This is a genomic window from Niallia taxi (assembly GCF_004005475.1).
In the GTDB taxonomy this organism is placed as follows: Bacteria; Bacillota; Bacilli; order Bacillales; family Cytobacillaceae; genus Niallia; species Niallia taxi.
Genome location: NZ_RZTZ01000002.1, coordinates 138,842 through 152,176, shown reverse-complemented (window position 1 = coordinate 152,176; position 13,335 = coordinate 138,842). Strand labels below are relative to the sequence as shown.

Below are 13,335 nucleotides of genomic sequence, written 5' to 3'. Positions count from 1 at the left end.
CTCCGTTAACCAATAGTAAGGGGCTGCCCTGTTCCTGGCTAAAGTTTAAAGGTGGTAAGCATTTCTCATCGTGTTAGGAAGCTCCCAGCATGTGCTTCCCTCTCTTAAAACCGTACAAGAAAACTATTGTCCTTATCATAACATGTATTCGATATAGGTATTTTATGTACGTTATTATATGCTTTATGGACATTAAATGCAAGTAGCCATTCATAATTTTAAAAAGGAATTAAAAAGTATGTGGTGTCCCATGGAAAAACGCATCTTTCTCCATAATATTAACCCGTTCTTCGAAAATATTCATGATTGTGCGAACGATTGGCTGTTCTCGGTCTTCTGTGTACAAATAAATATTTTTCGGGGCAAGAGAGAGCAGCGGCCCAATCGAAAATGGATCAATATAAACAGATTGGTATGTGAACATCTTTCTGTCCAGTATTTTCATTAAGTCCTGCTGGGACAATTCCCTGTACTCCGAGTCATAAAACTGAATTTCTAAATCTACAAGCACATGGATCGCCTGGATTTTCGGGCTGCGATTTTCCAGGAAGTCCCGTAAAGTATGAATAAACACTTGATATTCCTGCTCCATTTTATATTCATCAATGGCAATTTCGACATAGCTGTTCAGCTTTTGGGTATAATCCTGCAGTCTGAATGTAACAAAGCTGTCGAAGGAAAAGGAGAAATTGTCCTTTAACAGGTCACCAAGCGCCTTATCCAGACATTCATGCAAATGGATTTTGCCAAGAAGGCTTGCAAGGTCTCTTCTTTCCTTCTCAAGCAGGCTGTGCAATATTTCAAGTATAAGTCGCTGCTCTGCTTCATCTGCATAATAATACCTGTCAACCAATACTTGCCTTGCCCATTCCTCTGATTTGTAATGAAGAATGAACTCTGCTAATACCATTTTCAATGTTTGCATAAACAAACTGTTTTGCCCAGTTTCCCAACTGAACTTTAAGCGAAACTCATGCTCTTCTTGAATGGAGCTAATAGCCCAGTCTGTATTTTTATATTTAAGATTGATCAGTCTAAGCAATTTTTCTCCATCGCCTTTTTTCTGAAAAATGACTTCAATCAATCGTAACCCCCCTTTATGAAAAAAATCCTTGTTAGAATGTATATGGGGATACACAAAAAAATAGAAGTCACGACGGGAATCTTCGCAAATAAAAAGACAGCCACTAATAATAGGGCTGCCTTGAAAGCGTCATTTTCTTTTATTTTCACCTTTTACATGAATTGGATCTGCCAGATATCTAATTCTTTCCATTACCCGCATCGCCTTCATTTTTTCCTCTTCACCACGCTGAGAGTATGTCAAATGGTATTCTAACCCACCAAAATCAAAGTTGGAGCTGAATAATGTCGGTAAATTTTCCAGCATTCTGAATTGAAGAATTGGTCCTAGAACTTCATCCCTTATCCAGCTTGACATGGTTTCAGCACCAATATCATCAAGCATAAGAACAGGCTCTCTTTTAATACTTTCAATCTTGTCATTTAATGTATTGTCGGCAATAGAGCTTTTCATTTCCCTGAATAATTCCGGCACATATACAATCATCGAGGAAACCTGCATTTGCGATAGCTCATTAGCAATTGCTCCAAGCAAATATGATTTTCCCACACCAAATTCACCAAAGAAATACAACCCCTTTTGCCTTTGACCCGGTTCGTATTGCTTGACGAAATTTATGGCTGCTCTCACCGCTTGCGCACGTTCTTGGCCAATGTCCAAAGTGTTGAAGGAAGCCTTCAGGATATCCTTCGGTACATGCAGACTCCGAATAAGTTTTTCCTTTTTCTTTTGGCTGTCATCCATTATTTTGCGAGGGCAAACATCATATTGAATGTCAATTGCTCCCCTGTTAATTACCAATTTAGGATGATACCCCTGCATCATGTTGATGCACTGACCTAGGCTCGGACATTTTTGGCATTCTTTACTTTGGTTTGCGTATTCATACAGCTTCATCATGCCTGTTTCCAGCATACGCGGTGTGATTGCTTCCTCATTTTCCTGCAGGAAGGTTTTCACATCAGAATGGTTTAGCACCTGTTCCTTCATCGCCTTATACCGCTCTTGAAATCCGCCGTTTGCTCCAAGCTTGCGAAGTGTATCGTTAATGCTTTCCATACTACTCACCACCTATTTTCTTAAGTTTTTTATTTCCTCTTCTAATTCTTTAAGGAAGTCGTTATTCACATCGTCGGTATTTGCCTCGTCTATGTTATTTTCATCTGTATTGGATGGCTTGTCCTGTCCAAACCACTCTGGAATCTTTTCCTTACGGATGACTTTTTTCGAACCTTTATTAGAGCTTGTCGTATTTTTGCCATTTGCCCAATCAAGATACTGCTGATGTTCCTTTTTAGCTAAATCCATAGCGTCCTTGACTGTTTGAATCCTTTTTCTTACCCATTGTCCTGCTATTTTCTCCACATAGCCCTTCGTCAGCTTCATATCTGTCTTAAGCATAACATATTGAATTAATACATTAATAACACCAGAAGGCAGTTTCTGTGCAAACATGACTTCTTCTATTATTTGGAGGTCAGCCTTTGACGGTTCTGCTCCTCCTCCTATATCCCTTAAAAGCTGCCTTGGCGAAGTAGTATCTAAATAATTAAGAAGCTCCTCTTCCTTTGTTTTCGGTGCCTCAATTTGGGACTGAAGCTGTAGCGGCTGTGTCCTGTCCACTAGTAACGGCAGCTTGCCGGCATTTTGGAATTGATACCAATCTCTTGCCGCTATTCGCAGCTCCTCTAAATCAATTTCATCGTTAGGATTTATCGCACTCATCACAATATTTTTCATTTCAATCGGATTGATTCCATACAAGAAGGATAATGTCTGAATTGCTTCTTTCACTTTGGTTGTCAACGCCTTTTTAGACAGGAATGAATCGTTCAGCCCCGCAAGAAGCAGATCAAAATCAAAATTGGCATTTTCAATCTTCATGTTCGTCTGGTCTTTTTTCCCAATCAGCACAGCATCCTGTTCAAGTGCTTCTCCGCCTTCCCACTCATAGGTGGAGCGGACGACACTAGAATGATCTGACATAAACACATCCTGAAACGCCTTCGTAACTTGCCTAAACTCTTTCTCGTCTGCTTTACGCTCTTCTGCAAAGAATTTTTTCAGCCTATTATATTGTGCTTTTCCTATTTTTCTGTAAAGGTAAACATTCAGTATGCCATCAAGAAAAAACTGCTCTGGTGTCAATGGCGGCTGTAATTCATAGATGAACGAGCGGTTTTCCCCTTCTTTTTTCATAAACGTTTTAAGCAGACCGATGCCCTCAAGCTTACACCGTGCATGATAAATTTCTTTTAAGCCGCAATCCATAAAATTCATCAGGCTGTGATGTGAATGGTCAGCAGACCATAGTCTGTTTTCCTCCACCTCACCCCATAACGTCATATATAATCCAAGACAGGCGGATCCGATAAGGGGCTGATACAAAAAGGTAATTACCTTGCGATCATACTCACTTATCAGTCCGTTTGTCGATACTTGATATCTATCTATTGGAAGCAAGTCCTGCCAATGCTGTGACATAAACTAAGTCACTCCTTTGCTATTATTGCTCGACTTAGCTGTAATGCATGATTTTTTTAGCGAATATACAAGTCAAAAAAGAGCCAAAGAATCCTTCAGCTCCTTTTATCATGTGTGGAATGCATCTGCATTCACTAATAACAGCGCGAAATCACCGCTGTCTTACCCCTTTTTAATCAGCTCTTTCAGTTCTTCTATAAAAACATTTATATCTTTAAATTGACGATAAACAGACGCAAAGCGGACATACGCCACCTCGTCTACTTTCGCCAATCGATCCATGACCATTTCACCGATATCTTCACTATTAATCTCCGAAACGGCGTTGCTTCTAAGCTCCTTTTCGATTTCTGCCGTTATCTCCTCAAGCTGCTTTAAGGCAACTGGTCTTTTTTCACAAGCCCTAATTAGGCCGCGCAGGATTTTATCACGACTGAATTCTTCACGGGTACCTTCCTTTTTCACAACGATCAACGGTATTTCTTCTACTTTTTCGAAAGTAGTAAAGCGGTAACCGCACTCCTCGCATTCTCTTCTCCTGCGAATAGAGCGGCTGTCATCAACAGGTCGTGAATCAAGAACACGGTTATTATTATGTTGACATGAAGGACATCTCATCTATATCAGCTCCGAATTCATTGTTCGCAATGTATTGATTCCCATTAATAATATCTTATAGAAAAGTGCTAGTTTGTACAAGTGATAGAATGAATTAATTCACTTATGTACGCCTTATTATGTCCATTTCTTGATGAAAAAAAGGAAAAACAAAAAAATTTCTCCTAAAAAACTGCCCCATCGAATCGATGAGACAGCACGCTTTAAATTACCTTCCAGTCTTGAAGAATCTTAAGCGCCTGGTCTTGAGAGTTTTCGACCGTTCCATTATTGTCGATTATTCTGTCTGCCAGCGCTTTTTTCTCCTGCAAAGGCATTTGTGCTTCGATTCTTAATTTTGCTTGCTCAAAAGACAATTTGTTCCTATCGATCAGACGGCTTATTTGAGTCTCTGTATCCACATAGACAAGGATTGTCTTGTCGACAGTGCTGTCCAGCTTGTTTTCAAATAGTAACGGGATATCCAAAATGACTGCCATATGCCCTTCTGCAATGGCTTCATTTTGCTTTTTGTTCATCCTGTTTCTCACCTCTGGATGAACAATGCCATTCAGCACAGCTCTTTGCTTTTCATCACGAAACACTATTTCGCCAAGCTTAGCGCGATTCAGGCTTCCATCCTCTAGCAAAATCTTCGTGCCAAAATGCTCCACGATTTTGCTGTAACCAGGCTCCCCTTTCTCAACAGCCAAACGCGCTTCCACGTCTGCATCTATAATCGGTAAGCTGAGAGATCTCAAATAATTGGAAATGGTGCTTTTCCCGCTTGCAATGCCGCCTGTTAAGCCTATAATTAAAGTCATTTGCTTTTTCCTGCCTTTGTTCAATGGTTTCTTTATAGCAATGTTTAGAGCTTAAATATACCTATGATAATTAAGATGATTCCTGGAATAAACGAAAATTTCTCCATATAGCTTTTTTTAGAAAGGAGCGCGCCTCCAACCATGCCTAACGATACAAAGGACGTGCTCATAATAATGACTGCAATCGTCAGAAAGAGCGGGGAGTACCCAAGCATGGAAGCCCCGATTCCTGCCCCAAACGCATCTAATGAAAGGGCGAATCCAAGGACGATTGCTTCCACTCCTGTAATCGTTCCAGAATTGTCAAAATCCGCTGACATTGGTTTCTTTAAAATATTAATAACAATTCCTAGCGATTTTATTTCAAAGTTCACCAAATTTTTTTCTTTTGTGATAATCTCTCTTTCTTTATCCGGCTGAAAAAATTGATACAATATCCATAATCCTAAAATAATGAGAATACCGCCGCCAATACTTTCGGCAAATTCAGAAGAGAATACTTGTGCAATCACATGCCCCACCAGCATGGAAACTAAAAGTGTCAAACCTGAGCAGCAGGCGATGATGAAAATCGATTTAAATGGGATTTTCATCTTTCGCAAGCCGTAAGTGAATCCGACACTAAAATTATCAATGCTGACAGCCAAGGCTAAGAGGAAAAGAGAAAGTATTTGTGACATCGTAAAAAAGCTCCTTCCTAACGGATAGTAATATACTATATGGAAGGAGCCCATCCAATGTTAATGCAATATATAAAGCTTATTTCTGACAGCGTGGACAAAATACAGTCCCTCTGCCTCCAACAATAATTCTTTCTAATTCGGTGCCGCAGTTTTTACACGCTTCACCTTTTCGTCCATACACGAATAATTCAAGCTGGAACATTCCGATTTGCCCTTGTGTATTAACATAAGAGCGTATAGTGCTTCCACCTTTTTCAACAGCCTCTGAAAGTGTCGCAATAATTTCCCTATATAGTGTGTCAGCTTCAGTGTCATTAATCGTATTGGCAATTCTTTCTGGATGAATACCGCTGCGAAACAATGCTTCGTCTACATAAATATTACCTAATCCAACGACAATCTTTTGATCCAGCAAAGCGGTTTTAATACTTCTTGTCGTTTTCGACAGTCTTTCCTTAAAGTTTCCAATTGTAAAGGATGAATCAAAAGGCTCTGGTCCAAGCTGGGAAAGGGGCAGTGTTAGATGCTCCTCCCCTTTTTTGAACAGATGCATCGTTCCAAATTTCCGGACATCCTTATAGCGCAGCTCTGACCCGTCTTCAAAATAAAAAATCACATGTGTATGTTTATCGACAGGATCATCCTTTGAAAATAAGCCATATCTTCCTTCCATCCGCAAATGGGAAACGATTGTAAAATCGGTCGTTTCAATAAGAAGAAACTTACCTCTCCGCTTAATATCTTCTATTCTTTGACCAACAAGAGCATCGGAAAATTCTTCGACATTTTCAGGTCTTTTTATCATTTTCGCCCACGAAACAACTACTTCTTTAATGACCTTTTTATGTGTGAGCTCTTTAAGAGTACGTCTGACCGTTTCTACTTCTGGTAATTCAGGCACTTTATTTCCTCTTTTCTATTACTTAGCATCAAACCATGTATCACCATACGAATAATCTACCTTCAGCGGTACACTTAATTCTACGGCGTTTTCCATAACATCAGGCACAATTTCCTTCAGCTTTTCAATTTCATCTTTTGGAGCTTCAAAAATTAATTCATCATGCACTTGCAGAAGAAGCTTCGCTTTTAAGCCTTCCGCTTCAAGGCGGTTCGCCATTTCAATCATTGCTTTTTTAATGATGTCTGCTGCACTTCCTTGTATCGGTGTGTTCATTGCTGTCCGTTCAGCGAAGCTGCGCAAGTTAAAGTTTCTGCTTGTTATATCAGGCAAATATCTTCTTCTATGAAGCAATGTGGATACATAGCCTTGCTGTTTAGCATCTGCCACAATTTCTTCCATATATGTCTTAACACCAGGATAGCTTTCCAAATATCTTTCAATAAATTTCCCAGCTTCCTTCCTCGTTATATTCAAGCTTTGGGATAAGCCGTAATCGCTTATACCGTATACAATCCCGAAATTGACCGCTTTAGCATGTCTTCTCATATTGGAAGTAACTTCATCTGCTTCGACATGGAAGACAGACATAGCCGTTTCCGTATGAATGTCATGATCTTCTCTGAATGCTTCAATCAACTTTTCATCGTTTGCAATATGTGCAAGCACACGAAGCTCAATTTGACTGTAGTCTGCCGCGAATATGATCCAATCCTTTTCAGAAGGAACAAAGGCCTGTCTAATTTTCCTACCTTCCTCTAATCTGATTGGAATGTTTTGCAGGTTAGGATCAATGGAGCTCAAACGTCCTGTTTGTGTCAGCACCTGATTAAAGCGTGTATGAATCTTGCCATTGTGAACTACTTTTTGAAGTCCTTCAATATAAGTAGATTGAAGCTTGCCTAGCTGTCTGAATTCAAGAATCTCCTTAATAACATCATGAGAGCTTGCCAGCGTTTCTAATACATCGGCAGAAGTGGAATAACCAGTCTTCGTCTTTTTGACTACAGGCAGTCCAAGCTTCTCAAACAAAATAACGCCTAGTTGCTTAGGTGAATTAATGTTAAATGTTTCTCCAGCCAAATCGTAAATGCGATTTTCGATACTTTTCAGCCTGTCATTGATTTCTGCACCCATTTTTTGAAGTCGTTCTACATCAACCTGAACTCCTGTTGATTCCATATCTGCAAGCACAAGACTAAGTGGCATTTCAAGCTGATGGAACAGCTCCTCTTGTCCATTTGCTTTAAGCTCTTCCTCCATTTTTTCCTGAATAGCGACAAGTGCAAACGTTTTGCGAACAAGATGATCTGCTAGCATCTCCTCTGCTGGCACCTTGCGTTTTGCTCCTTTTCCATAAAACACTTCATCTGCCTGAATGTTCGTAAAGCCGTATTTTTTTGCAACAGATGCTACGTCGTCAATCGATGCAGATGGATCTGCAAGATATGCGGCAATCAAACAATCAAATGTGATTCCCTTCAAATGGATTCCTTTATGACGGAGGGCTACCTCAGACCTTTTCGCATCATATACAGTCTTCTGCTTTGTTTCATCCTCTGCCCATTCCTTAAATGCTGCTGATTCAAGTGCTGCTTCAATCGGCAGATAAAATGCGCCTTTTTCATTAACTAACGAGATCCCGATTATAGGAGCATAATGATAATTGTCCTCCAGCACTTCAACATAAAGGGTATTTTCGTCTGCAAAAATCTCCTTCGTAATTTCCTTCACTGGCTCGTATTCAATTGCTTCAAGCTCTTCCTCTTCTTCAACAGGTGCATCTCCCAGCTTGTCCAAAAGAGAATTAAAGCCAAGCTCTTTGAAAAACGGGCGCAGCTTTTCTTCGTTCATACCTGGAAATTCGAGTTCACCCAAGCCGACAGTTAGCGGTGCCTCTCTTGTGATGGTGGCAAGCTCCTTGCTCATTAACGCTTGGTCCTTAAATTCTTCAAGCTTTTCTTTTAGTTTCTTTCCACTTACCTTATCGATGGATACCAACAGGTTTTCAAGTGTTTCAAATTCCTTTAAAAGCTTAATGGCCGTTTTTTCTCCGACTCCCGGAACTCCTGGAATATTATCAGATGAATCTCCCATCAGTCCTTTCATGTCGATGATTCGATCCGGAGTCAAGCCGTATTTCTCTTGGATATGCTCCGGTGTATATGATTCGATATCTGTAATTCCTTTTCTTGTAATGTAAACAGTCGTTTTATCCGAGCTTAGCTGTGTCAAGTCCTTGTCTCCTGAAATGACAATAACCTCATACCCATCTTTTTCTCCTTGCAGAGAAAGTGTACCGATAATATCATCCGCTTCATAGTTTTCAAGCTCATAATGTTTAATTCCATATGATTGCAAGAGTTCTCTTATATATGGGAATTGTTCTGACAATTCAGGCGGTGTCTTTTGACGGCCTCCCTTATACTCACTGAATGTTTTATGGCGGAATGTTGTTTTGCCTGCATCAAAAGCAACGAGCAAATGTGTCGGCTTTTCATCTTCCAATATTTTCATAAGCATCATTGTAAATCCATAAACAGCATTTGTATGTACACCTTTGTCATTGTTCAGCAGCGGCAAGGCAAAAAATGCCCTATATGCGATGCTGTTCCCATCAATTAGGATCAGTTTTTTCTTCAAATTTTGTTTCCTCCATTCATAATTTCCCTCTATATCAGCCTTGTGGCTTTAACAGCAAAATAAGTAGTACTATTATGGTCTAATCCTTTATATTTTACCATGAGTAATTATAGAATGTAAGAAATTGCCCTTGTTTAAGAGCCGGAAGAAAAAGGATTTGTAACACCAAAAAAACAAAAGATCGATGAGATAAAACATCATTTATCATCCCTAAAACGAATCTTATATAGTTAATTTCTTTTTTTGTGGTGTTTTCTAAAATAATCTTAGTGGAATGAAGCGGAGACCACTCGACTACTAAGAGAAATAGAGGACGAGGGCGCAATGAAATGGACTAATTTTACTTAACAATAATCTCTATCTTTTCTTATATAAATGTAAGAAGCCGAAAGCGGGGTGGCTTTCGGCTTCACTCTTAACCTAATGGATAAGGGGGGTCTTCTCTTGTATTGTAGCAAACCCTTGTAAACGCTTTGCAAACCCTATGTAAAAGTAATGTAAACTTGTACAATTAATACGGGAATCTTTTATGCAATAAAACGGTAAAAATGGTTCCTTTTCCTACCTCGCTGTCTACCTTTATAACTCCTTTATGGAGTTCCACAAGATGCTTCACGATAGCGAGTCCAAGTCCAGTTCCACCAGAATTCCTGCTTCGCGCTTTATCCACCCTGTAAAAACGTTCAAAAATCCTCGGAATTTCTCCTGTTTCAATCCCTATACCAGTATCTGCTACTGAAACGGAAATGTTTTTCTCCTTTTCCTCAACAGAAACCGTAACTGTGCCTCCGTTTGCTGTGTAAGAAATGGCGTTTGAAATTAAATTCATGAACACCTGAATAAGTCGGGCTCTGTCCCCTTCCATCCAAACCTCATTACTAAGCCGTTCAAATTCAAGCTGTATTCCTTTAGCCTCTGCTTTGTTTGAAAGGAGTTTGCGGACCTCTTCTAAAATATCCACAATATTAATAGGCTCCTTCACCAAGGAAAAATTGTGCTGCTCCAGCTTTGTCAAATCAAGCAAATCCTGGATGAGCGATTGAAGCCTGTCACTTTCTTTTAAGATAATTTGTAGAAACTCTACCAGTGCCTCTTTATTATCCATGGCTCCATCTAGCAGCGTTTCCGAAAATCCTTTAATAGAGGTAATTGGCGTTTTCAACTCATGGGACACATTTGCAACAAAGTCCTTCCTGATTTGTTCGAGTTTCTTTAGCTCTGTAATATCATGAAATACAAGCAAAATCCCCATCCACATATCATTTGTACCGATAATCGGCACACCATACACTTGAAAACTTTTTTTCTCAAAGTGGATATTAAGCTGCAATTGCTTAACGACCTTATGCTCTGTCATGAAAATTTCCTCGACCAAATCAGATATTTCCCTATGCTCAATAACGTGATAATACAGCTTATACAAATATTCGGATGAATTAACCATAAATAAATCCTTGTAAGCTCTATTTACAAGATTAATATAGCCTCTACTGTCTATTAACAGTAATCCGCTGCCAATGTTCTCGATAAGCGTACCAAGACGGTCCTGTTGGATTTCTTGTGCTTTGACCATCTCCTGCAGGTTTTTCGCCAGCTTATTTAAGGAGGAACTCAGAATTCCTGTTTCATCCATATTATCTTCATATGTACGTGCATGATAATTTCCTTTGGCGAGATCAACAGCCACCTTTGCTGCTGATTCAATTGGTCTCATATAACGGAATACTAGTGTCAAGCCGATGACAAAAATCAACACAAAAGCGATAAGCAATGCAGCAAGGACATATGTATTCATCTTTTGATAGGCGTCTTCTTGTGAAGATAAATCAATACCTAAAAACAAATAGCCTTGCTTCTCACCATTAAAAGCTAACTCTTTCCAGTAATAATGGAAATCTGTATCTCCGCCTGTGTACTCGTTCTGTGGCTGGCTCGACATTTTGCTGACAACAGTACTCAGGCTCTTCAAAAATTCTTCATGTGATTTATCGCCCTCATCCATGAAAATATTTCCTTTTGCATCAGTTATCGTTATTTGTAAATCAAGCAGCTCGCTATATTCCTTAATCTCATTTGCATCTATATCATCCATGCTGTCAAGTTTAGCCATCTTTGCTGCAAGCAAGGTGCTTTCCCTCTCCAGCCTGATGTTAGATGAGTTTATGTAAGAAGACTTATTAAGCTGATAAATAAACAGACCAAGCACCAAAAAAACAATGGCGACGATCAAAAGCAAACTGGCAAGCAGCCTGGATTTAAAAGTTATCATTTATTTTGGTTCCTCTAGCTTATATCCTAGTCCACGGATTGTTTTAATATAAATTGGTTTCTTCGTGTTATGCTCCATCTTTTCGCGTAAATGGCTTATATGAACATCTACTATTCTTGTATCTCCAACAAAATCATAGTTCCAAACAGCACTTAAGAGCTGATCTCTAGTAAGCACACGACCTTTGTTTCTAGCCAAATAAAGAAGCAGTTCAAACTCTTTTGGAGTCAGTTCGAGTAGCTCTTCCTTAAAATATGCTTCATAGTGATTAGGCATGACTTTAAGATCCCCGATTTTTAATGTGTCTTTCTCTTCTTTTTCTTGCTCAGAGGATTCCGACTGTAGCTGAGATCTTCTCAAAACAGCTTTAATACGGGCAATAACTTCCCTTGGGCTGAATGGTTTTGTCATATAATCGTCGGCACCTAGCTCTAACCCAAGCACCTTGTCAAACTCATCGTCCTTTGCTGTCAGCATAAGAATCGGCGTAAATATTCTTTGCTGCCTTAAATTCTTGCAAACATCCATTCCATCCATTTTCGGAAGCATCAAATCAAGAAGGATGACGTCAGGATTCGACGTTACGGCTAAGTTTAGCCCTTCTTCTCCATCCATTGCCGTAATTACATCATAGCCCGCCTGCTGCAGGTTATATTTTAGCAGTGTTACGATAGACTGCTCATCATCAACTACAAGAACTTTCTTCTTCATATAGTGCCTCCAAGTTTAAAAGTTTCCCCTAAGTCCCCCAAATATTACATGTCTATTATAGTATAAATCAGCAAGTGATGAACAACAAGCTAAGCTTATCCTATCCATCCTCCTTTCTACATATATCATAATCATTTGTGCTATTTATACGAAAAAAGACCCATCAATAATGATGGGTCATGGTTTCAAAACATTATGTAAGAACTTTTAATACATTTTTCACTGAAGACACCGATTTGTCTAATGCTGTTTTTTCTTCCTCCGTTAATTCAAGCTCAATCACTTGTTCAATCCCATTACCACCGAGAATTGTCGGAACACCAAGGTAAATATCCGAATAGCCATATTCTCCATCAAGATAAGCAACCGTCGGCAATACTCTTCTTTGGTTTTTAATAATCGCTTCACACATATCCGCAAGTGAAGCAGCAGGTGCATAATAAGCGCTTCCATTTCCAAGAAGATTAACAATTTCAGCTCCGCCATTCCTTGTTCTTTCAATAATTTCTTCTAAGCGGTGCTTCGGTATTAATGTCTCAAGCGGTATACCTCCAGCATAGGAGTAGCGGATTAAAGGCACCATATCATCCCCATGTCCACCGAGAACAAAACCGGTAATATCCTTAACAGAAAGGTTTAATTCCATTGCCACAAAGCTTCTAAATCGAGCAGTATCCAGCACACCTGATTGACCAATTACTCTTGTTTTTGCAAAGCCTGATTCCTTGAACACAGTGTAGGTCATCGCATCGACTGGGTTTGAAAGAACAATAATAATGCAATCCGGAGAGTATTTGACCACTTCTTTTGTGACCGATTTCATGATACTTTGATTTGTCTGAACTAAATCATCTCTACTCATTCCTGGCTTTCTTGCAATTCCTGCAGTGATTACAACAATATCAGATCCTTCTGTATCCTTATAATCAGATGTGCCTTTAATATTAGCATCAAATCCTTGAACTGGGCTTGCCTCAAACATATCTAGTGCTTTACCTTTTGTTGGATTCTCCATCTGCGGAATATCAACCAGCACAATATCACAAAGCTCCTTTTGTGCTAACAGGAATGCTGTCGTAGCTCCAGTAAACCCGCTGCCAATAATGGAAATCTTTTTACGTAAACTCATTTGCTATTCC

At 39.4% G+C, this 13,335-nt stretch carries 11 protein-coding genes; all 11 read right to left on the bottom strand.

The annotated features are described in order from the left end of the window. Window positions 1–229 precede the first annotated feature (229 nt). The 11 genes from ytxC to mdh all read right to left on the bottom strand — a co-directional run bounded on the left by ytxC (window position 230) and on the right by mdh (window position 13,325). Window positions 230–1,084, bottom strand: a complete 855-nt coding sequence (gene ytxC / locus EM808_RS05585; protein ID WP_164849582.1) for a putative sporulation protein YtxC — start codon at window positions 1,082–1,084, stop codon at window positions 230–232. Between the two features lie 129 nt (window positions 1,085–1,213). Continuing rightward, complete coding sequence (gene dnaI, locus EM808_RS05580; RefSeq protein WP_127737081.1) at window positions 1,214–2,143, bottom strand: primosomal protein DnaI; 930 nt, start codon at window positions 2,141–2,143, stop codon at window positions 1,214–1,216. A 12-nt stretch (window positions 2,144–2,155) separates the two neighbouring features. Then, window positions 2,156–3,568, bottom strand: a complete 1,413-nt coding sequence (locus tag EM808_RS05575) for a replication initiation and membrane attachment family protein (protein ID WP_127737079.1) — start codon at window positions 3,566–3,568, stop codon at window positions 2,156–2,158. 162 nt (window positions 3,569–3,730) lie between these two features. Continuing rightward, window positions 3,731–4,186, bottom strand: coding sequence for a transcriptional regulator NrdR (gene nrdR / locus EM808_RS05570; protein ID WP_127737077.1), 456 nt, complete (start codon window positions 4,184–4,186; stop codon window positions 3,731–3,733). A gap of 203 nt (window positions 4,187–4,389) precedes the next feature. Beyond that, complete coding sequence (gene coaE, locus EM808_RS05565) at window positions 4,390–4,989, bottom strand: dephospho-CoA kinase (protein ID WP_127737075.1); 600 nt, start codon at window positions 4,987–4,989, stop codon at window positions 4,390–4,392. 44 nt (window positions 4,990–5,033) lie between these two features. Next, complete coding sequence (gene ytaF / locus EM808_RS05560) at window positions 5,034–5,669, bottom strand: sporulation membrane protein YtaF (RefSeq protein WP_127737073.1); 636 nt, start codon at window positions 5,667–5,669, stop codon at window positions 5,034–5,036. A 79-nt stretch (window positions 5,670–5,748) separates the two neighbouring features. Beyond that, window positions 5,749–6,573, bottom strand: a complete 825-nt coding sequence (gene mutM, locus EM808_RS05555; RefSeq protein ID WP_127737071.1) for a DNA-formamidopyrimidine glycosylase — start codon at window positions 6,571–6,573, stop codon at window positions 5,749–5,751. Window positions 6,574–6,591: 18 nt separating this feature from the next. Then, a complete protein-coding gene (polA, locus tag EM808_RS05550; RefSeq protein WP_127737069.1) occupies window positions 6,592–9,216 on the bottom strand; it encodes a DNA polymerase I in 2,625 nt (874 codons plus the stop codon). A 511-nt stretch (window positions 9,217–9,727) separates the two neighbouring features. Next, window positions 9,728–11,485, bottom strand: a complete 1,758-nt coding sequence (gene pnpS, locus EM808_RS05545) for a two-component system histidine kinase PnpS (protein ID WP_127737067.1) — start codon at window positions 11,483–11,485, stop codon at window positions 9,728–9,730. Next, entirely contained in the window at window positions 11,486–12,196 is a 711-nt protein-coding gene (locus EM808_RS05540) for a response regulator transcription factor (RefSeq protein WP_127737065.1), read from the bottom strand. A gap of 193 nt (window positions 12,197–12,389) precedes the next feature. Next, on the bottom strand, window positions 12,390–13,325 hold the full coding sequence (gene mdh, locus EM808_RS05535) for a malate dehydrogenase (RefSeq protein WP_127737063.1): 936 nt from the start codon (window positions 13,323–13,325) through the stop codon (window positions 12,390–12,392). Window positions 13,326–13,335: the final 10 nt, after the last annotated feature.